Annotated in this window: 25 protein-coding genes; 13 read left to right on the plus strand and 12 right to left on the minus strand. The window is 62.5% G+C overall.

What is annotated here, in order from left to right:
• Positions 1–106: 106 nt before the first annotated feature.
• Positions 107–1384 carry a three-Cys-motif partner protein TcmP gene (locus ACVWYO_RS16130; RefSeq protein ID WP_457352474.1) on the minus strand — a complete coding sequence of 426 codons (1278 nt, stop codon included), beginning with the start codon at positions 1382–1384 and terminating at the stop codon, positions 107–109.
• 179 nt (positions 1385–1563) lie between these two features.
• Here ACVWYO_RS16130 and ACVWYO_RS16135 point away from each other — a divergent pair, with 179 nt between their 5' ends.
• The 4 genes from ACVWYO_RS16135 to ACVWYO_RS16150 all read left to right on the plus strand — a co-directional run bounded on the left by ACVWYO_RS16135 (position 1564) and on the right by ACVWYO_RS16150 (position 5346).
• A complete protein-coding gene (locus tag ACVWYO_RS16135) occupies positions 1564–2304 on the plus strand; it encodes a DUF5131 family protein (RefSeq protein ID WP_457352476.1) in 741 nt (246 codons plus the stop codon).
• A complete protein-coding gene (tcmP, locus tag ACVWYO_RS16140; RefSeq protein WP_457352478.1) occupies positions 2304–3533 on the plus strand; it encodes a three-Cys-motif partner protein TcmP in 1230 nt (409 codons plus the stop codon). Before ACVWYO_RS16135 ends, tcmP begins: the two co-directional genes overlap by 1 nt.
• A gap of 122 nt (positions 3534–3655) precedes the next feature.
• Positions 3656–4084: a LexA family protein gene (locus ACVWYO_RS16145; RefSeq protein ID WP_457352480.1), complete on the plus strand. Its 429-nt coding sequence runs from the start codon at positions 3656–3658 to the stop codon at positions 4082–4084.
• Positions 4081–5346, plus strand: a complete 1266-nt coding sequence (locus ACVWYO_RS16150; RefSeq protein ID WP_457352482.1) for a Y-family DNA polymerase — start codon at positions 4081–4083, stop codon at positions 5344–5346. The genes ACVWYO_RS16145 and ACVWYO_RS16150 overlap by 4 nt, the downstream gene beginning before the upstream one ends.
• Positions 5347–5348: 2 nt before the next feature.
• Here the strand turns inward: ACVWYO_RS16150 and ACVWYO_RS16155 are convergent, their stop codons facing one another.
• A complete protein-coding gene (locus ACVWYO_RS16155; protein ID WP_457352484.1) occupies positions 5349–7145 on the minus strand; it encodes a DUF262 domain-containing protein in 1797 nt (598 codons plus the stop codon).
• A gap of 135 nt (positions 7146–7280) precedes the next feature.
• Here ACVWYO_RS16155 and ACVWYO_RS16160 point away from each other — a divergent pair, with 135 nt between their 5' ends.
• Positions 7281–8120: a DUF3883 domain-containing protein gene (locus ACVWYO_RS16160; RefSeq protein ID WP_457352485.1), complete on the plus strand. Its 840-nt coding sequence runs from the start codon at positions 7281–7283 to the stop codon at positions 8118–8120.
• Positions 8121–8549: 429 nt separating this feature from the next.
• On the opposite strand, the gene ACVWYO_RS16165 is transcribed toward ACVWYO_RS16160, so the two are convergent.
• Complete coding sequence (locus ACVWYO_RS16165; protein WP_457352493.1) at positions 8550–9113, minus strand: hypothetical protein; 564 nt, start codon at positions 9111–9113, stop codon at positions 8550–8552.
• A 176-nt stretch (positions 9114–9289) separates the two neighbouring features.
• Here ACVWYO_RS16165 and ACVWYO_RS16170 point away from each other — a divergent pair, with 176 nt between their 5' ends.
• The 5 genes from ACVWYO_RS16170 (at position 9290) to ACVWYO_RS16190 (ending at position 11986) form a co-directional block, all read left to right on the plus strand.
• Positions 9290–9613 carry a hypothetical protein gene (locus tag ACVWYO_RS16170; protein ID WP_457352495.1) on the plus strand — a complete coding sequence of 108 codons (324 nt, stop codon included), beginning with the start codon at positions 9290–9292 and terminating at the stop codon, positions 9611–9613.
• A 39-nt stretch (positions 9614–9652) separates the two neighbouring features.
• Positions 9653–9865, plus strand: coding sequence for a hypothetical protein (locus tag ACVWYO_RS16175; protein ID WP_457352497.1), 213 nt, complete (start codon positions 9653–9655; stop codon positions 9863–9865).
• Between the two features lie 339 nt (positions 9866–10204).
• Positions 10205–10555, plus strand: a complete 351-nt coding sequence (locus ACVWYO_RS16180; RefSeq protein WP_457352499.1) for a hypothetical protein — start codon at positions 10205–10207, stop codon at positions 10553–10555.
• Between the two features lie 15 nt (positions 10556–10570).
• On the plus strand, positions 10571–11224 hold the full coding sequence (locus ACVWYO_RS16185) for a hypothetical protein (RefSeq protein ID WP_457352501.1): 654 nt from the start codon (positions 10571–10573) through the stop codon (positions 11222–11224).
• Between the two features lie 183 nt (positions 11225–11407).
• Complete coding sequence (locus ACVWYO_RS16190) at positions 11408–11986, plus strand: hypothetical protein (RefSeq protein ID WP_457352503.1); 579 nt, start codon at positions 11408–11410, stop codon at positions 11984–11986.
• 450 nt (positions 11987–12436) lie between these two features.
• On the opposite strand, the gene ACVWYO_RS16195 is transcribed toward ACVWYO_RS16190, so the two are convergent.
• The 7 genes from ACVWYO_RS16195 to ACVWYO_RS16225 form a co-directional block, all read right to left on the minus strand.
• Positions 12437–12805: a hypothetical protein gene (locus tag ACVWYO_RS16195; protein ID WP_457352505.1), complete on the minus strand. Its 369-nt coding sequence runs from the start codon at positions 12803–12805 to the stop codon at positions 12437–12439.
• A 48-nt stretch (positions 12806–12853) separates the two neighbouring features.
• Positions 12854–13375 (minus strand): hypothetical protein, encoded by a 522-nt coding sequence (locus tag ACVWYO_RS16200; protein WP_457352507.1) that lies wholly within the window; start codon positions 13373–13375, stop codon positions 12854–12856.
• Between the two features lie 5 nt (positions 13376–13380).
• Positions 13381–14175 carry a hypothetical protein gene (locus tag ACVWYO_RS16205; protein ID WP_457352509.1) on the minus strand — a complete coding sequence of 265 codons (795 nt, stop codon included), beginning with the start codon at positions 14173–14175 and terminating at the stop codon, positions 13381–13383.
• Between the two features lie 50 nt (positions 14176–14225).
• Entirely contained in the window at positions 14226–14831 is a 606-nt protein-coding gene (locus tag ACVWYO_RS16210) for a hypothetical protein (protein WP_457352511.1), read from the minus strand.
• 13 nt (positions 14832–14844) lie between these two features.
• Complete coding sequence (locus tag ACVWYO_RS16215; RefSeq protein ID WP_457352513.1) at positions 14845–15057, minus strand: hypothetical protein; 213 nt, start codon at positions 15055–15057, stop codon at positions 14845–14847.
• Entirely contained in the window at positions 15054–15578 is a 525-nt protein-coding gene (locus tag ACVWYO_RS16220; protein WP_457352515.1) for a hypothetical protein, read from the minus strand. The genes ACVWYO_RS16215 and ACVWYO_RS16220 overlap by 4 nt, the downstream gene beginning before the upstream one ends.
• Positions 15579–15854: 276 nt before the next feature.
• Positions 15855–16763, minus strand: coding sequence for a hypothetical protein (locus ACVWYO_RS16225; protein ID WP_457352517.1), 909 nt, complete (start codon positions 16761–16763; stop codon positions 15855–15857).
• Positions 16764–17843: 1080 nt separating this feature from the next.
• On the opposite strand from ACVWYO_RS16225, the gene ACVWYO_RS16230 reads away from it, so the two are divergent.
• The 3 genes from ACVWYO_RS16230 to ACVWYO_RS16240 are packed head-to-tail and all read left to right on the plus strand — an operon-like array spanning position 17844 to position 19487.
• Complete coding sequence (locus ACVWYO_RS16230; RefSeq protein ID WP_457352519.1) at positions 17844–18170, plus strand: hypothetical protein; 327 nt, start codon at positions 17844–17846, stop codon at positions 18168–18170.
• Positions 18142–18300, plus strand: coding sequence for a hypothetical protein (locus ACVWYO_RS16235; protein WP_457352521.1), 159 nt, complete (start codon positions 18142–18144; stop codon positions 18298–18300). Before ACVWYO_RS16230 ends, ACVWYO_RS16235 begins: the two co-directional genes overlap by 29 nt.
• A gap of 2 nt (positions 18301–18302) precedes the next feature.
• Entirely contained in the window at positions 18303–19487 is a 1185-nt protein-coding gene (locus ACVWYO_RS16240; RefSeq protein ID WP_457352523.1) for a tyrosine-type recombinase/integrase, read from the plus strand.
• 311 nt (positions 19488–19798) lie between these two features.
• On the opposite strand, the gene ACVWYO_RS16245 is transcribed toward ACVWYO_RS16240, so the two are convergent.
• Together ACVWYO_RS16245 and ACVWYO_RS16250 are read right to left on the minus strand one after the other, a co-directional pair.
• Entirely contained in the window at positions 19799–21181 is a 1383-nt protein-coding gene (locus ACVWYO_RS16245) for a UvrD-helicase domain-containing protein (RefSeq protein WP_457352525.1), read from the minus strand.
• 3 nt (positions 21182–21184) lie between these two features.
• Complete coding sequence (locus tag ACVWYO_RS16250) at positions 21185–22873, minus strand: ATP-dependent nuclease (RefSeq protein ID WP_457352527.1); 1689 nt, start codon at positions 22871–22873, stop codon at positions 21185–21187.
• Positions 22874–22945 lie beyond the last annotated feature (72 nt).

Below are 22945 nucleotides of genomic sequence, written 5' to 3' on the forward strand. Positions count from 1 at the left end.
TATGAAATTCAAAACAACAGGATGTTATCGCTCTATTATCCGGTGATAGGTGTCGTTGGCGCGGGCCGATCTCCTGGTGCGGTTCGCCCGCCGATGATGGACGCTGCTAGGCCGCGCGTCGTCCCAGCAACGAGAACATGCTGGGCTCGCGGACCAGCTCAACGCGATCGTCCCACGCGAAGCGCGTCACGGAACGCCGGATCGAACCGTCCGCCGCGGTGATGACGATCTCCTTTTCGTCGCGAAGGAAGGCGAGCTGGCTGTCGACGATGTCGGCGACTACCGGTGTGTCGTTGCACCGGGAGACAAAGATGCGCTGCTTGGTCAGCGGCGCTGCGTCCTGCTGCGCGTTCGCGTGAATGAGGCGGGGCAGCTGATCGAGCACGGCCGCCTCCGACCGTGACCTGGCGTTGTCGTTAAAGCCGAAGTCGAGATCATCCTCGCGCACATCGATGCCGGGGATGAATCCGAGCGCATTGAATCCGGTGCGTCCGAAGTGCTCGAACGTGTTCTCCAGGCCCCAGTGGATCTTGCCCATCTCCTCGCGCGCCTGATGATGCTTGGAGAGATGGAGCAGCCAGTAGTCGCGGTTGGACTTCTCGGGGTGGATGAAGAAGGGCGTGTAGAACGCTGCGCCCGTCTGGGCCTGGATGTGGCTGTACACGGTGTTCTGGATGATGCGCTTCCATCCGCGCTGCTGCTTGAGCGCCATCAATGCCTTGATGTCCTCGCGTCCGTAGTCGATCGCGGTCAGGGCGCGGAAGTCGGACATGCCGTCGTGCAGGAGGTTGACCAGGCTATCGACCATGAAGGTCAGGATCACTTCCGGGTTGGCCAGCTTGCCCATAATGTCTCGAATCGTGGCGAACGTGACGTCGCTCCAGCCGTACTGGTCGAGGAAGAACAGCGACCTGTGAGCGCGTCCCTTTTTCTTGATCCCCTCGATCACGCCGGCGCAAGCAGCCTCGAACGTCGACGTGATGATCCGGATGTCGCGACCGATGCGGTCACCGTGGCCGCGCTGATGCAGCTGGTCGCGGAGAAATTCGATGTGATTGGCATTGTCGTCAATGAAGACGAAGTCCGCCTTGATTTCAAATCCCATAGCGCGCGCGGCGTCGAGCTCGACCTGGGCCCGCTCGACCGCGGCCAGCATCCGTAGGGGTGAGCCGTCGACTTCCTGACCATACAGCCTGTATCGGCCGCCACCGCAGAACCCGTCGACAATCGTGAGGTTGAGGGCGCGCTTGAGGTGATTGCGTGTGAGCGTGCGGATGTACGCCGCGATATAGCGGTCGAAGACCTCATGCTTCGCTACACTGTGGCGACCGAGCTCGGGGAGCTGGCCGCCCAGAATCCAATCGTAGCCTAGACGCTTCCCCATCCATGTCGCCTCGCCGGCGCCCTGTCGCCGGAGCCGAGAATATGGGTAACGCGCGCGCCCGCTGTCTAGCGGAATGCGCTTGACGCTTGTCGATTCTACCGTGTTCGAAGGTCAAATTCGTTGCAGCGCGACTCGCGATGTGGCAGATTCACGGTTCGTTCTTCGGAGGCGCGAAAACTATGGCCGATGGCAGTGCGATCGAGTGGACCGACGCGACGTGGAACCCGGTCACGGGATGCACGAAGATCACGGCCGGCTGTGACAATTGCTATGCCGCGCGCTTCTCGGAAAGATGGCGCGGCGTTCCTGGGCATCCTTTCGAGAACGGCTTCGACCTGACGCTCCGCCCGGAGCGGATCGGTCAGCCGCTGTCGTGGAAGCGGTCGCGCATGATCTTCGTCAATTCGATGAGCGATCTCTTCCACAAGGAAGTCCCTCGGGCTTTCATCGATCAGGTCTTCGACAGCATGGAGAAGGCCGACTGGCACGTCTTCCAGGTGTTGACGAAACGCAGCTCGCTGATGCGGGACTATCTGAAGCGGCGCTACCGCGACGTCGCACCTCCGGCGCACATCTGGCTTGGGGTATCCGTCGAGGACAAGCGGTCGAGATCGCGGATCGATCATCTTCGGCAGGCCCCCGCGGCGGTGCGGTTCCTCTCGATCGAGCCGCTGATCGGTGCCGTCGGCAAGGTCGATCTAGCAGGGATCCATTGGGTGATCGCCGGCGGTGAGAGCGGGCCGGGGGCTCGTCCGATGTCCATCGAGTGGGCACGGGAGATCCGCGATCAGTGCGCCGGGCAGGGCGTCGCCTTCTTCTTCAAGCAGTGGGGCGGCATCAGACCGAAGACCGGTGGCCGAGATCTGGACGGCCGCGAATGGAATCAGCTTCCCGTTCCGGTGGCGTCCAGAGCAGCCTGATGCCCCTGAACCTCGCGAACTATAAGGGCCGCGAGCAGGCCTACGTGAAGCATTTCTTTCTTGCCAGCTATCTCGAGAAGCTGATCTTCAAGATTGGCAGCAAATACGATGAGATCGTCTATGTCGATGGGTTCTCCGGGCCTTGGCAGGACAAGGGCGAGAGCTTCGAAGACACGTCCTTCGGCATCGCATTGCGGGCGTTGACCCTTGCGAAGCAGACTTGGGCGACGATGGCCGATCCCGCGCAACGGCGTCGGGTGAAGATGACAGCGCACCTCGTCGAAAAGCACAAGGGCGCCTTCGCGAGGTTGGGCGCCCTTCAGGAAATGTTCCCGGAAGTCACGATCGTCCCGCACAACGCAGACTTTACCGACATCGCGGCCGACATCGCGGGCCAGATATCATCCCGGGCTTTCTCGTTCGTGCTGATCGACCCCAAGGGGTGGTCGGTCGACCTTGTGGCAATTCGACCGCTGATCGCCCGCGACAGCAGCGAGGTCGTTTTCAATTTCATGTTCGACTTCATCAATCGGTTCGCGCTCTCGGAAGACCCGACGATCTCGGGGCAGCTCGACAGGCTGATCCCGGGACGGGATTGGAGGTCACGCGTCAGGTCGATCGACCAGCAGGGGCTGCAAGATTTCGAGCACCGTGCGTCCGACGCCCGGAAGGGAGTGCTCGTCGAGGAGTTCCGTGATGCACTGGCCGATGTGGGCCGGTACCAATTCGTTTCCGACGTGGACGTGTTGCGGCCGACGAAGGATCCGACCCTCTACTTTCTGGTCTACGCCACGCGACGCCCGCCCGGCGTCGAGGTCTTTCGGGATTGCCACATCAGCTCGCTGACGGTGCAGAGTGAAATCCGCGGACGGCGAAAGCTCGAGGGGCAGGAGAGCCGTAGCGGCCAATTTGAACTGCTGGCATCAACGAACCAGATGGGACCCGATCGAAGCTCGATCTCACTCGTCGACGAAGAGCAACGTGCTCGTGCATTGCTTCGCGATCTGCCTCCAGCCGATGGGCCAGGTGTCCGCTGGGATTCGGTCTGGCCCGTAGTGCTGAGCCGTTGCGTGATCCGCCTCACCGATCTGAAACGCATCGCCAACGAGTATCGCAAGAGCGGTGTGTTGGAGTTTCCCGGGTGGCCGACCACCCCCAAGCGAACGCCCGAGGACGAATATCTCGTCCGACGCGGTGCCACGACGATGATGCAGGCGCCGCTTTTCTGAAAAAGCGCGCGCTGGCGGCCGTCAGGTCGAGCTTCCGACAAAAAGTTCAGTTCCCGGTTTGTTCGATTTTGCGGCCTGTCCTACAACGGCCGGTCTGACCCTCGAACACGCACGGATACGCCATGCCCCCACTCCGACTTCATGACGTGCCGTTCGAGATGCTCCCAAGCGAGGCCAGGCTGTTGCTCTGTCCGACGCCGGCCGGCTTTCCATCGCCCGCGCAGGATGACATGGAAGAGCCGATCGACTTGGCCGCCTGGCTGATCGATCACCCCGCGGCGAGCTACCTCATGCGTGTCTCGGGACATTCGATGACCGACGCCGGCATCGTCGACGGCGACATCGTCGTGGTCAGTAGGGCGGTGGAAGCCCGGCCAGGAGACATCGTCGTCGCGCTGGTCGCGGGTGACCGCACGATGAAGCGCCTGCGCCGATCGGGAGACCGGCTGTGGCTGGTGCCCGAATCCGAGGGGTACGAGCGGATCATCGTCGATGAGACCGTCGAGATCTGGGGCGTCGTGGTTGGCCTGGCGCGCCGCTACCGCGCGTGAGCGTCATCGCGCTCATCGACTGCAACAACTACTACGTGTCGTGCGAGCGTGCGTTCGACAGCAGCCTCGTCGGCGTGCCCGTCATCGTCGCGTCGAACAACGACGGCTGCGCGATCGCGCGGTCCTCCGAGGCCAAGGCGCTGGGCGTGAAGATGGGCGATCCCATCCACCTGATCCGCGATCGGCTCGACAAGCATGGCGTGCGGGTGATGAGCAGCAATTACACGCTCTACGGCGACATGCAGCGGCGCGTGATCGCGTCTATCCAGGATTTCGCGTCCGAGATCGAGATCTACAGCATAGACGAGAACTTCATCGACCTGGGGGGCTTCGGGGGACGCGATCTGGTGGTCCACGCGAACGCGATGCGGGCCCAGGTGCAGAGGTGGACGACGATCCCTACATGCGTGGGGATAGGCCCGACGAAGACGCTGGCGAAGCTGGCGAACGCCGCGGCGAAGAAGAACCCTCTGTTCAACGGCGTCGCGGATCTGCAGGACGAGGTCATCCGCCGCTGGGTCCTCGACCGCTTCCCGGTCGGCGACGTCTGGGGCGTCGGGCGCGCCACTGCGGTGAAGCTGGCCGAGCTCGGCGTCATGACGGCGGGGCAGCTGCGCGACATGCAGATGAAACAGGCGCGCGGCGTCGGAACGGTTGTGCTCGAGCGGCTGGTCGCCGAACTCCAGGGCGTGCCGGCGAGCGCGGTCGAGATGGTCGAGCCGCAGCGGAAGGGCATGGCGGTCACCCGCAGCTTCGGCACGCCGGTAAACGACCTCGAGACGCTGATGGGCGCGGTAACCCAATATGCCATGCGCGCCGGCGAGAAGCTGCGGTCACACGGTCTGGTCGCCGGCCGGTTGACGGTGTTCTTCCACACCAACCCGCACAAGCGCGATCGGCCGCAGCACCAGGGATCACGCAGCATGTCGCTGCATCCGATGACCGCGGACTCTCTCGAGCTCCTTGCGGCGGCGCGACGCGGTGTCGAAGCCGCATGGCGGGACGGGTTTGCCTACACCAAGGCCGGTATCATGCTAGACGACCTGATCCTTGCCGAGATGCGTCCAAGGACGCTTTTCGAGGGTGACGTCGATCGTCGCGATCGCCTGATGACCGCGATGGACGAAGTGAACTCGCGGTTCGGCAAATTCGCCGCCGTTCCGGCAGCTCAGGGGTTCAAGCGCGATTGGAAGATGCGGTCTGACAACAAGTCGCCGGCGTGGACGACGCGCATCGGAGAGCTGCCGGTCGTCCGAGCCTGAGCCTATAGCGCGGATACGACAGCCTCCCTGGTAACTTCGTCAGCGACCGGGATCGACCATGCCTCCGCCGCCAGATCCGACAGCCATGCGGCGCGTTGCGCGATGTCGGTCCGAGTCCAGGTCTCGAACGGTTTCATCGCGGCGACCGCCCGATCGATGGCGGTCTGGCCGATATCCGGCTTCTCCCCGAGCACTCGGGTCAGCAGGTACTGCGACTTGGGATAGATAGTGCGCTTGTAAGAGAAGGGCCGGCGACCAAGCGACGTGTTGATCGCCTTTTCGGCCAGCGCGAGGTTGCCGATCGACCACAGCAGCGTAGGGCTGTCCGCGCCCTCGCCGAATTCGGCGCGCACCTCGTCATCGGGCGATTGGGGCAGGATGTGTTCGATGTGGACGTTGGCACCGTCGCAATACCGCGAGAGCCACATGCTGCTCTGTGAGGACTGGCCGTAGGCGGCCCGATCGACGTGCTGCGTGAGCTTCCCGAGGATGTACCGCAGCTGATATTGGCGCAGCGTGCTGCCGTCCAGGACGGCGAACTCTCGGTGGAAGCGGGCGGCCAGCTCGCGGCGACGCTTGCGCAGCGTCTCCTCGGCGAACGGCTCATAGTCGTCGATCGTCCGTAGTGCAGCGAGCCCCGGTGCCCATTCCGGGAACATGACCTCGAACTCGCGATTTGTCTGACGCGTGACGAGATAGGTGAAAAGCAGGGCTTCGGCGTCCGCGCACAGCGCGTCGAAGACGGCGGGGGGAAGATCACGCCCCGCCAGCAGCAGGATTAGATGCTGCCGCGTCGATCCGCCGGCGAGAAGCGAGATCGACTGCACCGCAGGCGACTCCTTGCCGTCTCGACCGAGCCCATTCAGGAAGTTGAGATAGGCGGAGAGCGCATCCTGCAGCCGGTCGACGAACGCGATCGGGTCGCTGGAGAAGCCGACGAGCTTCTCGTTCTTCACGAACCAGTTGTAGAGCTCGTCCTCTCGCAGCTTGGTGACGCCGTAGGTGGCGAAGACAAAGTAGCGCAGGAAACGAAGCGGCTTTTCGCCGGCTTTGTACAGAGCGTCGGTCAGCGCCTTCCATCGGTCCTTGAGCCGATCGAACTTCGCCGGGTCGGTCTGCATGAAGAGCAGGTTCTTCAGCAGGTCCATCGCATCGAGCCCGATGCCGCGATCGTTGATCGTCTCGAAGATCTTGAGCGCTCGCGCGATGCTGTCAGTGCGAATGCGGATCAGCTTCACGCGGTGGACCAGATAGCCGTAGAAGGCCTTCGCCGCCTGCGGATCGGTGCCGAATTCCTCCGAGAGGAAATCCCGAGCCGTCTTGTAGGCCGTAGCGACGTTCTTCATCGACCTGGTGCCGGTGGCCGCAGGCGTCGTTCCGTCCACGAGCTTTTGGAATACGTCGCCGGCGTCCTCATACTGGGGATCGAGCCTGGCGCGGAAGCTGTCGTTGCCGCTGAGGTCGGTGATCGTATCGGCGATCAGCTTTTTGATGCTCTCCGTGCCGGCATCGCCGATCGCTGTGAGGTGGTCTCGGATTGCGCACAGGATCACGAACAGCGTCGTGGTGCGCTGTTGGCCGTCGATCAGGTCGAATGCGCCATCGGGGCGGGGGCAGACGACGATGGACCCGATGAAATACTCGGCGTCTGCGCCTTCGGCCTGCTCGGTGCGAATGTCCTTCAGTAGCTGATCGACCTCAGCCTCACCCCAGACGTATTCCCGTTGATAGTTGGGGACGACGTAGAAGTCCTTGAAAATGCCCGAGACGGTCTCGTCCTTGGATTCGATGGCAGCCATGGTTCCCCCTATTCGTGTTCGATACCAGTAAAGGGCCAAGATGCCAGATGCTAACGCTCGTCCGTGGGTGGCCGGCGCTTGCGAGGATCGGCGTTAATCATCGGCCTAGGAGGCTGCCACCTGGTCATCGCATCGATGCACGGGTACGCTGGCGACATGGCGGCGGGTGACGATTGGACGGCGGCAGAGCTGAATGCGATCGTCGCGGACTATTTCGCCATGCTCGGCGACGAGATACGCGGCGCGCCCTTCAACAAGGCCGCTCATAATCGCGATCTGCAGAAGACCATCGCGCGTTCCCACGCTTCGATCGAGTTTAAGCACTGCAACATCACGGCGGTGCTCGAGGAGCTCGGGGTTACCGGAATCACCGGATACAAGCGGCGCGACAACTATCAGGGCGCGATCCTGAACGCGATCGAGCGCTACCTCGACAGGACCGGCGCTCGCGATCTGTCGGCGGTGCCGGAAGTCCCGAGGGGATTGCTGACGCTGGTCGACATTCCGATCCCGAGGATCAGCAACGCGCCAAGAGTTCCGGGCCTCGAGCCGCTCGTCCGGCGGTTCGATCCGGTCGAGCGCGACCTGCGCAATCGTGAGCTTGGGCTGGCTGGGGAACTGGCCGTGCTCGACCACGAACGCCACTGGCTTGCCGATCGTGGCCGCGGAGATCTTTCGGAGCGCGTCCAGCATGTCTCGGTCGAGATCGGCGACGGCCTCGGATACGACATCGCATCCTTCACGGATCAGGGCTTGCCGAAGCTGATCGAGGTGAAGACGACGCGCGGCGGCGCCGCCACACCGTTCTTCATGTCGAAGAACGAGCGCGAAAGAGCCGAGCATCTGGCGGATTCGTACCATCTGTACCGCGTCCATCAGTTCGGACCGAAGACGTCGTCGATCTTCATGTTGAGGCCGCCGCTTGACGGGTCGGTGCGCTTCTCGACCGAAATCTGGCGAGCGGAGATCGCGTAGTCGAGATGTCCGGGCGCGAGCCTAGATCCCGGGTTCGATCCTGCCCGGGAGATCGACGTGCGGCCCGCAACGCCGCGACCACTCGCCATCCGGGCGTCCTGCAGAGCGTGCCCCTCCCGCCGCACTGATCGCAGGTGACACCCGCTCGCGCGATCGCCTTCGCTACCATCAGATCGGCTGGCCAGGTCGACGATGCGAATACGATCCTGAGCTTGCCGAGGCGCTGATCCGCAAGCGCCAGGAGCGGGACGGGATCGATAGTCGACAGCTGCTGGACAGAATCGTCGAAGATCGGGCGCCACGCGGTGGGCAGGGATGACCGCCAGCGCCGATTGGCCGCAGTCTGGATCGGCAAAAGTCGTTAGCTTGGACCACGCGCATCGCCAAGGTTCCGATAGTGTGGTCGTAACGCCCTCGGACATCAACGTGTTACCGTTGGGACTGGTCAGCTTGTGCGCGATGCATGCTGTTCCAGTCGAGCGGCATGACGTCGAGTTGAGACGCGAAGTGCTTGAGGAGCCTCTCGCCGGCATGGGTTGCATCCAAGTCGTTTGGATCGACATAGATCCAGCAGACGGAAAAGGCCTCTCCTTCCACAGTGCGCCGCTTCGTGTCGCGTAGTACGATCCGTGTCATGCCTGTGGTCCTGCGGACTTGCGTCTGCACTATGTAACGCCCCTCGTTGCTAGGTCCCACGCCTTTTCGGCGATCTTCGTTACACAGTACCACAATTTCCCGGGCGAGCGATTCCGTCGCTGTACTGACGACAAGCCGCCCGGTCTGCGTGTCGACGACGCCGACGCCACCCGAGCGCCGCCTTCCGCCCAGCACGCATTCAGGTCCGTTCATACCGAAGAGTTCGCAACCTCTATGACGCTGCCCGACGTCGTCATCGAAGTAGTAATGTCTTTCATGCAGGACCGACTGCACGGGGACAATCGATTGCCGCCCGCGATACCAATCGAGCGCTTGCTCGTCCTGTCTTCCAACCATGGATTTTTCCTCTGACCAGTTCCGATTGCCCCTGTTGCCGCCTCTCGAATGAATTTCTGGTTCGACATCACTGTCATCTGCGAGATCTGGTACGGCTGAGTTTCCAGGCTAGGGTCGGAGACAAGATCGCCGCTGGTCGCCTTCTGGCGGGCGGCGGCTGGGTGAACGACCCCAGGGTGATCAAGATACAGCGTTTCAATGCACAGCGGATCTGCGGCCGCTGCAACAATCTCGACTCGATCGATCCTGCCTCGAGACCGGGTCGATGGTTCTCGCTGACGCCGGTTGAGATGGGCATGCTTCGACGCTTTGCCGGCTCTGATTCCAACAGGGGAAAGACGGTGACCGAGGTCGTGGGCTTATTGCGCGGAGCCGCTCGTCACGACTATCTCCGCCGGATTGGACCGGCCGTACTTGTCGGTCGGGCACTCGCGGATGAAATGACGGCTGCGGCTGCGGCTGCGGCTGCGGCTGCGGTGGCGAGCGCGACCGCAGGCTGACCGCGGAGCGCCGTTCCAAGAGCAGATACGTCATTGGCCATGAGGGCGGTTTCCGCTGCTCTCGAATCCGGCTATGGTCGGATCGCTGAAGAACGGCGGGGTGTCGACAGCCGTGAGGAATGGCCATCGTTTCCGATGGCGTCACTGAAAGCCTTTTTTAGTGTCATGCGTACGGCAGGCGCGCCTGCCCGTCAGTCGGCCGCGGCGCCGTTTAGCGACGATCCCATCCTGAAAATATTCGCCTTTCTTTAACCCGGCGATTATAGCCTGGTCCCGCACGGGAAGAAGTTCTCGTGCCGGGGCGTGGAAACCCCGAGTAGAAGCCGGTCGAAAGACCAACACGGTCGAAGAGCTCTTCGGCCGGGTGGCGGACGCGTATGTCCAGACCACTCGGTTAAAGGTGCCCGCGCCTGTTCTACTCAGGTTTCCAACACCCGGCTCACAGGGGCCGGCATCCCCGAGGTTTCAACGGGATGCCGCCGGCTGTCCGGCGGACATGGACGTGTGGAAGGATTGCGCCGGTGCACGAGACAGTTCAGCATTTGACCCTGCTTGCGATTCAATCGCCCGCCTTACGGATGACTTTCTGAGATGGTCGTTTCGACCGTCGCGTTCATTCCGCCGTTCATCTTCGGCTTGGTATTCCTTCTGGGCCCGTCGCTGCTGGTGGCTCTGCTGGTGGGCGACACGGCAAGTGCTGTTGCGGCGGCTCTTATCGCGATCGCCGCATTCGTGTGGCCACGCGACAATTTCTACCTGTCGAACGTGCTGTGCGCGCTGCGCACGATTCCGGCGATCTACCTCATCGCCGTTCTGGTGGGCATGAAGATCGCGCACTCCGGGCCACCGTCCATTCCGCTTTTCATCGCCGGCATCGTCGTCGCGGGGTGCGCCCAATGGCGCATCCGCGGACTGGTCCGCGATGGCGATCTCGCAATCTGATCTGGAGAAAGAACGATGTTCATACAGGCATTGCTGCTGATGGCGGTCGGCGCGCCCGTCGCGCAGGTGGGGGTCACCGCGACGGCTCCGACGACGATGAAGACGGATCCCGCCACCTATGATCTCGGCGGGTTTCGTCTGGGCATGACAGAGGCGGAGGTCGAGCAGGTGATCCGCACGCGGCATATGACGGTCCGATCGAGGGAGCGCGTCGTCGATTTCGAGACGAAGGTGAGGACGGTGCTGAACATGCAGGACCACGGTACGAACCGCGAGACTGGAAGAGGCGTCCTGGAGGGTGCGACGCTCGACGATGGTCAGGGCGGTCAGATCGTGCTGCACCTGCTCGGCTGGCCTGATGGCGCCCACATCTCGGTGATATCGTATCTGGTGCCGCGCGGAACGACGCTGGCGAGTTGGCGGGGCGTGCTGGAGGCGAAGTATGGCGCGCCCGGCGAGGTGTCGACGAGCGCACATTACCAGGCGATGTGGTGCGGACGGGTGAAGGACTGCTTCAACACGTCTGACCGGTTCCGGCTTCAGGCTGGTGTCGGCCCGGATGGCGGCACCGTCGTACTTACGCAGCCGGAAAGCACGCGCGGTCATGTTGCCGAAGCGGTTGCTGCGGAGGCGGCGCGTCGTACGAAGGGTGGTCGCCCGACCCTCTGACAGGTCTTGAGGCATTTCGACCGACAGCGCATTGGCAGCGTTCGCATGCGCGTAGCGCGGCCACTCGCCGCGGGACCGATGGCAGGGAGGCCGGTGACGGCTATTCCGTGTTCGGCTTCTGCTGTACTCGTTCGAAGATTATGAGCCTGTAGGTCTTCGCATCCTTGCGATATTGGAGTCGGTATGAACCTGAGACTGGTCGTTCTGGCTCTCGCAGCGGCAGCCTCTCCGCTCTCCGCGCAGCAGCTTTCATTCGACGCCGTACAGCCGGACGCCGCGGCCGTACGCATCATGGAGGTCTACGCTCGATGCGCCGTTGCTCATGATCCGAAACGCGCCGCCGAGATCGTCAATGCCGATTACCGCACCGATGCATATCAGGTGGAAATCCGATCCTTTGCGATGAAGGAGCGGAGTTGTGTGCCGCGGGCCGGAAAGCTGAAGTTCCAACCGATCGTCTTCGCCGGCAACATCGCGGAAGACCTTCTCCGCAGGCGCGGGATAGACGTCTCGGCGTTGGAACATGCCCCGCCACCTTCGAGCCCAGAGGGCCCGATCGCATGCGTCGTACATACCCAGGCATCACAGGTCGCGGAGCTGTTTCGAACGCCTCCAGCATCAAGCGCCGAAACGCAGGCGGTCGCTCGCATCCAGGTGGCGATGGCCGATTGTCTGCCGAGCGGACGATCCCCGATCACGAACAAGGTGGTGCTCCGTGCGATGCTTGCGCTGGTCAGTTATCGATTCGCCACGGCATCCTGAACGAAGCTCCGCGTGTCACCGGCTACTTGAAGCGTGACCACCTAGGACCTGTAAGCTCCGCAGGCGGCGGTCAGCTATCGTCGCCTGACGGACCCCGGCGCTGCCTTTCGCTCAACGTGGCGAATACGGCAGCCTGATCCAGATGGGCGCGCTTGTCTGTCCCGGTTGTGCCTGAGGCCTTCTCGAGTTCGATCAGGGCCAGCTGCCCGTAGTCGGTGGATGTCAGGGAATCGGGCAGAGGGACCTCGTCAAATGGCTCGACCGCGGGATGCGGAATGACAGCTACGTTCCCCGAAACGGTCGGACGCAATCGGCTGCGACGGAAGGGATCAAGCGTGGTCTGAGCCCGATCAGCTCCCGCCCGGGAAGAATCCACTCGCGAGGTCGGCCCTTGATCTAACTTTGCCCTTCGGCTGTGGACCGTGGAAGCCGTGGGCATGGACGAATTCCTCAATCGGATGAACGATGTCTCACGTGCAGGGACCTGCACGTGAGATCGAAATGCATGCCGCACCGACGAGCCCACTTCGCATCTGGAGTGCGACAGACCGTTCCGCCGTCGCCGCCGCACAGATCGCATGTCCCGGCAGCAGTGGTGACAGCGTCCTGTGCCACCATCTCCGCGACCGCACACGCTTGATCGAGCTGGATCCGCAATTGCCCATATCGCTGCTCCACATTCATGATGATCGGCACTGGGTGGAGGGTCGACAGCTGATCTAGGAGGCGATTGAAGATCGGCTTCCAGCCATAGGGCACGGCCACCGCCTTGCGTCGATTGGCCGCGATCTGGATGGGGATGATGGTAGCGGATGTCATTTCAGGCTCCTCGGAAGGTCCGGCTTCGGCACACCCGAACAAATGCGTTCACAAGGGACAAGTGACCGTCGGCATCACCAGACGGAGCCGGATGCCGATGCCGGGCAACGCCTCGTTAAGCTGGTCCAGGCTTCGGACGACTATGCGATCGTCGGTTAGCAGGTCGTGGCCGAGCACCGTGGCGATCGGAAGATCTGTGGCGGTCATGATCGTTGCCGGGAGCTCGACGCAGAACAGATGGATTTCGTCGCTTGGGTGATGATACCAGGCGAGACGGCCGATCTTTATCGCGCAGCTGATACCACCGTGACCCAGATGCGCTTCGACGCAGATGTCGCTTTCCAAACTCGTAAGCACCTCGTCTCGGAACGGCGCGCTCGCCACGAGGGTATCGAGGAACGCCGGGATGGCGATACCTAGCTCGGCGAGTGCATGGACTAGGATTATGGGCAGGAGAACGGAGCGTTCGGGCTCGATGTGTGGAGACGTGTTGGATGAAGCGATGGCCGGCGCGCGCTGGCCCGTTCGTGTCCCGCCGCTGCGATCTTCCGTTGGAAGGCGACGAGACACGACGATCAGCCCTTGTGAACGATCGCGAGGCGAACGGGCGGAACGGGATCGGGATCACTGATCCGTTTCTCGTCCAGTACGAGCAGCGAGAACAGGTGCTGGGTCAGCGCGGTGGCGCCGTTCCTCAGTCCCAGTTCGCCCCATGCCGTCCATCGATCAAGTCGCTCGTACATCCACTCGAAGGTCCGATCGCGGCTCCGGTCATCCGCGAAGGGCTGATGCCAGATCGTACGGACCAGCGGCATGTCCGTGTCGAGGTCGCGATACAGCAGCGAGATCGCGGCTTTCCCGAAAAGCTGCTCGCGCACGAACGCGAACGCGAGGCGTCGAGCCTTGCCTTCAGCTGCGGCGAACCGTTCGCGATTGCATTCCGCCGCCGATCCCGGTTCGCCGAACGCCTTCACGGCGGCGCTGCCGATCGGGACACCGTTCAGGCCCAACGGCCGAGTGGCAATCAGCATTCGGATCACCGCGACGCCTTCGTCATTCGGCATGGACGCCATCGGGCTTGCCGAATGCCCGCCTTCGATCAGGCCGGCCGCGTGCAGCCAGTGAAAGTAGAACCGGTAGAAAAGCGCGCCCTTGAAGGTTTCGTGGATGCTTTCTCGCATCGCGACGACGCTGCGGTCCAGCGACGCCAGGGCGGTGAGCATCAACTCGAGCTGCTCGTCCTGCACACTCGGCATCGACCGGCTCATGCCGAGACGCTTGCCCCAGAAGCAGTCTCGAACCGAGGGCCAGCGGCCGCCTTCCTCGTCGACGAGGAAGGTGACGCCGGTCGGCGCGGTGACAGTCCGCAACCAGGAACCCCAAGGGATCTCGCGACCATATGGATATCGACGGTTCGCCATCAGCTGTCCCTCGATTCGAGGCCCATCGGTGCGGCTGAGGGGGTATCGATCGCGACCGCATGCAGCTGCGCGGCGAGATCTGTGCACTGTTCGAACACGTATTGTTCGGTGCGATAGGTCTGCTCGATCCCGAGAGATCGAGCCTCGGCCGCATGTGCAGGGTCGTCGGGCACGAGATCGGTGTTCTTGTCGCACTCGAACCCAAGCCACCAGCGGTCGTCGTGTCGGGCGCGATGATCGCTGACGTGGCAGACGGAGCTCTCCTCCGGCCCGTCGTCGTCGCACCTAGCCGAGTAGTCGAGACCGCCGTGCACCTGCAGGATCTCGCGCGGGATCGCACGGGCATCGAATCCGAATAGCGGATGGTCGTTACCGATCGCGACGTATCCACATAGATAGCCGGTGATTTCGCGCCTGATGATGCAGGCGTAGCCGGTGTCAGGATCCTGCCAGGCGATCTTCTCCGCTTCGCGACGCCATTGCCCCGACGCCTTCGGCTGAAGGTCCGGGACGTGATAGACCGCCTCCATCTCCTGGTTGCAGACGACATATGCCTTGCGCGCAGCCGGCACTCCGGCGCTGCTTTTTTTAGGGGTCCTTGCCATCATGACCTCCCGATCACAGCGGGAGCAGGGCGATGCCCGCCCCTGCAACGGTGACGGCGACGTCGACCAGGCCGATGAAGCCCAGCATCAGCAGGACTGGTACGTTGGGCGGCTCACGCCCCGTGCGCGGAACTGCGAGTACCTGACGGCCGGCCTGCACAGAGATGCTGATGCCGGAGACGCCGAGGATGGCGGTGCCGAGACCGAAGATGTTGATGGCACTCATTCGGCGTCTCCCTCGAAGTCGTAGGCGCCGAGCTGGTAGCCGCGGTCGGACTGGAACCAGTCGACCTGTGACAGGACGGCCGGGTTCAGCAGCGTTCCTGCCAGCGTCAGCCACGAGACGGCGGTGTTGATCCTCGTCGTCGGATCGATCGACACGTAGGGCTCGGCGAGCGCCTTGAGCAGCGTGACGAGCCCGAGTGCGTCGAGCTGGTGCGCAGATAGCGCCGCGCAGCTGCCCGCGATGTCCCAGCAGAGACCCAGGGTCGCGCGGTCGAGCTGGTGGAAGTGGACGGCCAGGTCGTTCCAGACCGGCACGCGCTCCTCGAACTGGGCAGTCAGGAGTTCGCTGATCAGTTCCGGCGGCGCGAGCCGGGATACGCTGATGAGCGAGGCGACGGAGGTCTCGACGACCCCCACCTCGCCGGCGAAAGTCGTGGCGCTCAGCGTGCGCCAGTAGCTCAGAGGGCTGATGAGGTGGCGCGAGAGCGCCGACAGTTCTTCTTCGAGTGCGATGTTGCGCATGGGATTTCTCCCCATGTTCGCCGGCGGCTCAGCCGGCTGCGGGTTTCAGGATGGAAGGATCATCCCATCCAGAAAGCAGAACACAAAGAGAACGAAATCGACTCATCGTCCCGCAATTTATTACGATGGGTGAGCGGAAACTTCCTTCCGAACTAGGCGCGGGCACCACCGACCGGGCATTGCGAGTATTCCAATCGGCTTGTGACGTGCGCAACCGATCTCGGAGCCGGCCGCAGGCGACGATAATGTGGTCAAGCTCAACCGCGAAGTTGATCGTCAGTATTTTGGCGTCGTCAAACGTACCGGTTTGGAGAAGTGTCGAACCAGATTGGCGTGAGGTCCGGAGTATCTATCGGTGCAACGCCACCCTACAGCGCTCGCAAATCCGAAGTCCGTAAGGAGCGATCGGGGTAGAAAAGCCTCGTCGTTGATCGCGATGGCCCTCTGCCCGTTGACGAATATGGCGCTGTAGGAATGGGCCCGGGAGGATCCTTCGTCGAAACGCGTCCAACCGCCTGTGATTGCGGTGATCCGGTCGACGTCGCCTGGCGCGGGGGCCAAGGCCTTGTCGGCGCGCCTCGCGAGATTGTGATCGAGCTCCACAACGGCGCTGTCGCATGAACCCTGGCTCGCATAGTCGTTCTGGAACAGATGGGTCACCGAAATTGCAACGATCGGAACTGCCAGCATCGCTACGATGGCCGACCGTGTTACCAGCACGGTCGACCGTCGTAGAGTCCAACAGACCGCAAGACCATGCATCCCACCGACGACTGCACCCCAGATTAAGTAGAGCGGCAGGTCGGCACCACGCTGGACGGAGTTGGCCTCGAGGGCCTGCTCGATGGGATAGGCCAGCGCGCATCCCAGAAGAGCCAGCACGATCGTAAAGACAATCGGGTGCCGCGCGATCGGGCCCTGTGCCGTCCAGACGATAGGCGCGCCGACCACCAAGCCGCATGGCACCGCTATGATCGATCCTACGGTGAAGACGAAGAGAAGCGCCACGGGTGTCATCGCAATGGGTGCACCAAGGGCTCCGCTCGTCAAGAAATCGAAGATCACGAACGCGCAACTCGCGACGAGCGCGGCGGCGAGCGTCGATGCGAGCGAGAGCGCTACCGCTCGAAGCAGCGATATGCCTCTGGGTTCGTCGATTGATGCTGGAGTTGTCACCTTACTCATGGATCGGCTTCTTTCATGAAAAATTTGCCGTAAGTTCCGTGTGACCTACTGCCTTGGTAGACGCCGGTCGAACCGATGCTCTACGGCTTGCATGGACCATGGCCGGTCCGTGACGCCGGTTGCCATGGGCCGAACTCGCGAGACGCGTCGCATCGAAATCGTATGTCGAGGTTCTGGCGCTCGCCGATGTATGACCCGTCGACGACGCATCAGAGTATGCGCGGCGTCAGGTGGCATTCCCATCCGCGACTCGGGTGGCTCGCGTCACCGTGACGGTAGAGAAATCCCAGGAGCGAGCAGAACGCGGCCGATCGGACCGCATTCGCGCAGGATCGCAAAATAAAATTTCGTTCGTGATCGCGCACTTGCTGGTTTCAGGATAGCTCAAGCAATCCCCGCTTCGGCCGAATACGTTTTTTTCCAGATCGGGTCGCTGAACCGCAGCCATCTGCGAAACGCGGATATTTTCAGTTTCAGGATGAGATTTTCGTGACTGGCTTACGCGGGTAATCACCGGCCGGGTCGTCGAGTACCTGTCGGCCTGTAATCGACTGATAGAGGGCCGGCGTCGCACTTGACGCACGTAGCTCATCCCGGAATCGTGAGTCCGTGGTCGGCGCGCATGACCGCCGTTGAGATCGTTTCGTTGAAAATGGGTCTACGGATTTCATGCATCGATCACCATCATGACCGGGCAGGGCGCCCGGTGCGTCGCGTAATCGACCAGAGTCGGCGAGGCTGCCCGTTAGGCAGGCTGCCTCGCCGCTCGGTTACGCAACGTGATGGTGTCCCGAGTCTTGAGCCCACGAGGAAACCACGATGCGCATCACCTAGATCGAAACAGAGGCTCCGACCTTCGTGAAGGCATCAGAATCGCACACGCGATTCGCGAGGTCAAGCACGAAGGCGGCCCGCCCTCGTCGATCGGCATGAGACGGCAACTCGAATTTTCTGGATGGCATATGAGCTTTCCGGAACAAGTTCTCTGTATGTTCCGTTCAAGCCGATTCCGCGGATGTGATCGAGACCGGCCTTCGCCGGCGATCTCGCCGCGATCCCGGGGGCGGGAAGGAGCAAGTCATGTCGGAACCCGCGGATGGAACCGCAGGCCGTGAAATCGAGGCCGACGTCGGGCGCATGCAGCTCCCCGACTGGCCTCGGCTCATGAGCCTGCCGCTGGCAAGCGCCTACTTCGGCGTCTGCGCGGCAAAGTTTCGTGCGCTCGAAATCCGGCCAGTCAGAATTGGCCGCCGCGTCCTGTGGGATCGGCACGATCTCGACCGATTTGTCGATGGCATGTCCGGGCAGCCCGTCATGGGCGCTGACCCGGTCGCCGTGGCAAAATCGATGGAGCGGCGATTTTACACAAGGTTGAAAAATGAAAGAGTCAAGGCTGTCGGGCCGTAAGCCCGTCTATACGTACGTCACCGCATCTGGAGGCTGGCGATTCCGCCGCAACGGCTTCGACGTCGCGCTGCCGGGTATCCCGGGAGAAACGTGCTTCGAAGTGAAGTACGCCAAGCTCAATGGAGGCTGATCATGAAAGGAACGAAACAGCCGGCTAACAGGCTGGCATACACCTACGTCGCCAAAAGCTGCTATTGGAGGTTCCGGTACAAGGGACTGGACGCCCCTTTGCCGGGCGTCCCCGGCGACGCGTGCTTTCAGGAGAAATACGCAGATCTCCTAGCGCGCTTCCTGCGTCAGCCGCCCGTGGTGGTCGACCTCGCCAGAGGCACGTTCGATCACGCACTTCGCAAGTTCTACGCGGATGCGGAGTTCCTATCTCTCGCCAAGTCGACGCAGGGCAATTACCTCCAGTTCGGTAAAATCGTATCACGGCTTCTCGGCGATTGCCTCATGGAGCAAACCACTGTCGACATGATTGGCGCGGTGCGGTCCAGCGTCAAAATCGGTTACCGAAGAACCATAAGGTGCTTCATCAGCCGGCTTTACGTCTTCGCCAGCGATCGTGGGTATGTCACGCGGGGGCTCAACGTGGCCGAGCGACTAAGGCCGCTGAAGCCTAAGAAGGGCGGGCACGAGCCGTGGAGCAACGACGAGATTGCGAAGTTCTTCGAGTATGCGCGCGGCTCCGTCCGGACGTTGATCATCATCGCGCTGTGCACGGGGCAGCGTGCCTCCGACATCGAGCAGATGTCATGGTCGCAGGTTCTCGGAGACTTCGTCAGGGTGCGGCAGCGCAAGACGGGCGAACTGCTCGAGATTCCTCTTCATCCGATGCTGCGTCGCGAACTCGATCGTTTGCGCTCGGAGGGGCTGGTTAGCGGGGTCATCGTCAGAAAGCCCAGCGGTTGCCCGACGGGGGGCAAGAGCTTCGAATACCAGATGAGGAAACTGGTCAAGGCGATCCCCAATATGCCGAGGCGTACGCCGCATGGCGCCCGGTACGCTACCGCGGCTATTCTGCAAGATGCCGGCTGCGACGTGGAGGAGATCGTGTCGATCATCGGTCACCGCAACTACGAGATGGCGATCCAGTATGCGACGAAGCGCAAACTGGCCCTGCGAGCGATGGCTAAGATGATAAGGCATGCTGCGCTTGCGGATGGCCACCCGAAGGATCAGGAAGACTATTCTCCAACGGTGTCGATGCCGATGGCATCGTGCTCCGCGGGGCCCGCTCGCACGGTCCGCTTGGTCCGCGCGGGGCCTATCGCGCCAGTGCCTGATCTGCAGCGCTGGACGTCGGACGCCGCCTGAACCGTATTCCTTTCAGATGGGTCGCCTGGGGTCGGTGCCGTTACGCGCCGGCCCTTTCTATCCTTTCGGACATCCTGGGAAACGCGCTGAGAAATTGCGAACTCGGTGCGAACTTTCGCGGTTTCCCGCCCGAAAACTTCGTTTTCGATGCTGCGACTAAAAAAGGGGGGCGTGCGGGAAAACCGCGATAGTTCGCACTCGGATGTTATGCCATCCGTAAACTGGATGACACCCAGGTTCGCATTAAGTTTGCACCTCTCGCAATCAGGCAATCTGACGACCCGCCGCTCCGCTGGGGAGATGACCCAGCTCTAGGGCCTGCCGATGGTCCTCAGTTGCGAAACCACATGCACTGAACTGGCTCCCCTGCTGAGCGCGACATAGAGGTTGGCTGCGTCGAGCGGCGTCGCGTCGAGGATGATGCCATGGTCGGCTTCCAGCCCCTTGAGCAACAAGGTGCTGCCGATGCCGCGGCGTGGCATCGATCGTCCTTTTAGCCGGCGTGCCTCTTTCACCTCAATCGCCTGCGCGCGCAGATCGTCGCTAGCCTCGGTGCGTCGCAGGGCGTCGACCACGACGGATAGGACGTCGGGCCGGAACACTCGGTGACCGTTGTTCGCGGCGAATGCCTCCAACATCCTCGCAAGTTCCGCGTGAGATGGCGTCGCTACGAGTCGAGCACCGGCAACATCCTCGGCGTTCGCCATCGGCTGCCCGTTTTCCTCGGCTCGCCGGATCATGCCTGCTCGACCAGGCGTGACGCCGGTCATCACCTTCCCGGCGAAGGCGAGCCCCCGCTCGAGAAGCTCACTCGCCGGACCATCGGCCAGAGCCGCTGCTTCCAAGATCGCCTCCGGCAGCTCCGCGCGCTCCACGACCTGCACGTCGTCGAACCGTCGGGCGATGGACACCCGGGAATCGATGCTGAATTGGTCGCCGATTATCAACGTCGTTCCGTCTGCCATTGCGGCGAGAGCTTCATCCGAATGGGTATCCTGCCGTGCGGGATCGGCGACATGTGTCCAGATGACCCTGGCCGGCGCCGAAGAGATGTCCACGCCCCTACCGGCGATCAGGTCGTTTCGGATATCCATCATCCATCGGCCCAGTTCAGGCTGGCCGGCGTTTATCCATCGCCAGGGGTTGTCGAGCACGCCGACCATGGGGAAGTCGACCAGAACCCCGGCATCCCAGTCCGGCACCGGGCCGGCGAACGTGAAGATCCGCTGAAGCGGATCGCCCAGAACAGCACAAGGTAGCCGATCTGCCAACGCGAGTACCATGCTGTGCTGAGCTTCGCTGCAATCCTGATATTCGTCGACGATCACCCGGCTGTAGGTCGCGTGAAGGACCGCATCGAGCGCCCCGCTTCTGATTGCCGCAAGGACGGCGCCTCGAAGGGCGGGATAGTGAATCGCGCCGAGGTTAGGCCGCAGACCGGAAAGCTCCGGGTAAGCGAGTACGACGCGGAGAGCCCACCCATCCAGCGTCGCCAGACGATAGTTCGCCGCCGGAACCCTGGCACGCGTCAGTCGTGCGCGTAGGGCGGTGACACCTGCGTTGGTGTGCGTGATTATCAGGACGGGCTTGCTTCGATTTCGGCCTGCCGCATTGACGATCGACTGCGTCTTGCCGCAACCGGCAGGCGCTACGATCGCACCGCGATCGACTTGCAGCAGATCGACTTCGGCCATGGCTCAGCCGCGCACCCAGATGTCGAGGGCAGCGATGATGTCGGGCAGAGTTCCAGTACTCGTGGCGAGATCGGGACCGAGGATCTCGCGTCCGACACGCTCACCCAAAGTGATGTTCTTGAACCATCCGCCCTTTTTGGCGGCCATGCCAAGGCTCGCTCGCACGTTCGGCTCGTTCAGGAAATGGATATAGTCGAAATCCCGGACAGACAGTTCCGGATCCTGTTTCGTCAGGTCCGCTTCGACCTTGTCCATGTTCTGTTCGTCGACCGCGATGGCGACGAGCTTCGGCAAAGCGTCGAGAGGAAGGCTCAGACAGAGCTGTTGCTCGGTCGACAGTCCCTCGTCCCAATGGAAATCCTCGACGCCGAGAGCAACCAGGCTGGCCAGCTGATCGGCAGGTAGCACCACGTCGCAGTCGCGCAGCAGGCAGGTCGCGTAACCCATCCGCCCGAACGTGCATGCCCGAGAGATCATGCTGCCTCCGTGTCCATCGGCCAGGGCCGCTCCGTAGGTGGCGAGAGTCGATACGTCGGTCTCGTCGCGATAGAGGTTCAGACCGCGAAGAAGACCGATTTCGGTCGCCCCCTCGCATACGATGACGCGAGGGGCGAGGAACGCTTCCGCACATGCACGAAGAGTCGCCTGATCACTGGCTTGCGAGAAGACCATGCCGCCGTCGGCCCCGCGGCCGGCACGCCAGAGCTGCGCGGCGGTCAGCTCCCGTACGACCACTGCGGAATGCGTGGTGAGGAAGACTTGGCGCTTTGACGGCTCATCCTTGCTTCCCAGCGTGTGAAGCAGACGAATGATCCGGTGTGGTTCGAGACCGTGCTCGATCTCGTCGATCAGGAGAATAGGGCTCGCGTCGCCTGCTTCCGCCTGCAGTGCGGCAACGAGAAGCCTCGCGCTGCCGGTCCCCAAGTTGCGGAGCGGCACGCCATCTTCGTCATGAAGCGCGATCGAGCCGCCGTTGAGGCTGATGCCATGAACGTCGAGAAGAGCGGTCGCCGCAGCTGCGCGCGTCACGCCGGCACGCGTCGCCACCGCACGCACGATTTCGAGAGCGTTCTCGACCGATCCCAGTGCAGCCCCGCCGAAAACCGAGCGCGCTTCACGCGCGGCCGCGGCCAAGGCACTTCCCGTGCCCTCCGGCACCGCTGCGAGCTTGTTGAGGATGGATCGGGCGCCCCATGCAAGGTGGTGCGTACCGGTCATTCCCAATCTCGTCGGAGCGAGCCTGTTGCGCTCCGTCGATGGTATCTCTCGGCGGTGGTCATCTGCTTCCGCCCGATCTGAGAATAGGCACCATCTGGGCTCGAGATCGGCGTCGACGGTGAGCCGTATGGTGATTACGGTCTCCCCGTTGGGTGTCGGTTCGTCCGACAATCCGTGTTCGGGGTGCCAACCCCTGTGCAGCATGCCATACCGCTCGAGATCGAGCATCGGATCGGGCAGCTCGCCGATGGTCGCGCGAATGTCGATCGGCTCCGACACGTCGAGCATCCAGAAGTCGGCATCCGTAAAGGTGATGTTCCGTCGAGGAGCCATCACCATTTCGATCGCGTCCAATATGGTCGACTTGCCGTTATCGCCCGAACCGATGATGGCGTTGATGCCATGCTTCGGACGCCAGACGGCTTCGCGAATGCCGCGAAAGCGGTATATCTCGATCTGCCTGATGATCGGCATCCGTCCCCCTGATGCGGACGCCCCCTTTGGCCCACCCTTGCTCTCTAAGCGTCGACCTCCTGACGCTCAAGC

Source organism: Sphingomonas sp. UYP23 (genome assembly GCF_054059235.1).

Excerpts from the sequence above, each read along its gene's own strand:
- ACVWYO_RS16130 (WP_457352474.1), bottom strand. The coding sequence starts at position 1,384 with ATGGGGAAGCGTCTAGGCTACGATTGGATTCTGGGCGGCCAGCTCCCC.
- ACVWYO_RS16135 (WP_457352476.1), top strand. The coding sequence starts at position 1,564 with ATGGCCGATGGCAGTGCGATCGAGTGGACCGACGCGACGTGGAACCCG.
- tcmP (WP_457352478.1), top strand. The coding sequence starts at position 2,304 with ATGCCCCTGAACCTCGCGAACTATAAGGGCCGCGAGCAGGCCTACGTG.
- ACVWYO_RS16145 (WP_457352480.1), top strand. The coding sequence starts at position 3,656 with ATGCCCCCACTCCGACTTCATGACGTGCCGTTCGAGATGCTCCCAAGC.
- ACVWYO_RS16155 (WP_457352484.1), bottom strand. The coding sequence starts at position 7,145 with ATGGCTGCCATCGAATCCAAGGACGAGACCGTCTCGGGCATTTTCAAG.
- ACVWYO_RS16160 (WP_457352485.1), top strand. The coding sequence starts at position 7,281 with ATGCACGGGTACGCTGGCGACATGGCGGCGGGTGACGATTGGACGGCG.
- ACVWYO_RS16165 (WP_457352493.1), bottom strand. The coding sequence starts at position 9,113 with ATGGTTGGAAGACAGGACGAGCAAGCGCTCGATTGGTATCGCGGGCGG.
- ACVWYO_RS16175 (WP_457352497.1), top strand. The coding sequence starts at position 9,653 with ATGAGGGCGGTTTCCGCTGCTCTCGAATCCGGCTATGGTCGGATCGCT.
- ACVWYO_RS16180 (WP_457352499.1), top strand. The coding sequence starts at position 10,205 with ATGGTCGTTTCGACCGTCGCGTTCATTCCGCCGTTCATCTTCGGCTTG.
- ACVWYO_RS16185 (WP_457352501.1), top strand. The coding sequence starts at position 10,571 with ATGTTCATACAGGCATTGCTGCTGATGGCGGTCGGCGCGCCCGTCGCG.
- ACVWYO_RS16190 (WP_457352503.1), top strand. The coding sequence starts at position 11,408 with ATGAACCTGAGACTGGTCGTTCTGGCTCTCGCAGCGGCAGCCTCTCCG.
- ACVWYO_RS16195 (WP_457352505.1), bottom strand. The coding sequence starts at position 12,805 with ATGACATCCGCTACCATCATCCCCATCCAGATCGCGGCCAATCGACGC.
- ACVWYO_RS16210 (WP_457352511.1), bottom strand. The coding sequence starts at position 14,831 with ATGGCAAGGACCCCTAAAAAAAGCAGCGCCGGAGTGCCGGCTGCGCGC.
- ACVWYO_RS16215 (WP_457352513.1), bottom strand. The coding sequence starts at position 15,057 with ATGAGTGCCATCAACATCTTCGGTCTCGGCACCGCCATCCTCGGCGTC.
- ACVWYO_RS16220 (WP_457352515.1), bottom strand. The coding sequence starts at position 15,578 with ATGCGCAACATCGCACTCGAAGAAGAACTGTCGGCGCTCTCGCGCCAC.
- ACVWYO_RS16225 (WP_457352517.1), bottom strand. The coding sequence starts at position 16,763 with ATGAGTAAGGTGACAACTCCAGCATCAATCGACGAACCCAGAGGCATA.
- ACVWYO_RS16230 (WP_457352519.1), top strand. The coding sequence starts at position 17,844 with ATGTCGGAACCCGCGGATGGAACCGCAGGCCGTGAAATCGAGGCCGAC.
- ACVWYO_RS16235 (WP_457352521.1), top strand. The coding sequence starts at position 18,142 with ATGAAAGAGTCAAGGCTGTCGGGCCGTAAGCCCGTCTATACGTACGTC.
- ACVWYO_RS16240 (WP_457352523.1), top strand. The coding sequence starts at position 18,303 with ATGAAAGGAACGAAACAGCCGGCTAACAGGCTGGCATACACCTACGTC.
- ACVWYO_RS16245 (WP_457352525.1), bottom strand. The coding sequence starts at position 21,181 with ATGGCCGAAGTCGATCTGCTGCAAGTCGATCGCGGTGCGATCGTAGCG.
- ACVWYO_RS16250 (WP_457352527.1), bottom strand. The coding sequence starts at position 22,873 with ATGCCGATCATCAGGCAGATCGAGATATACCGCTTTCGCGGCATTCGC.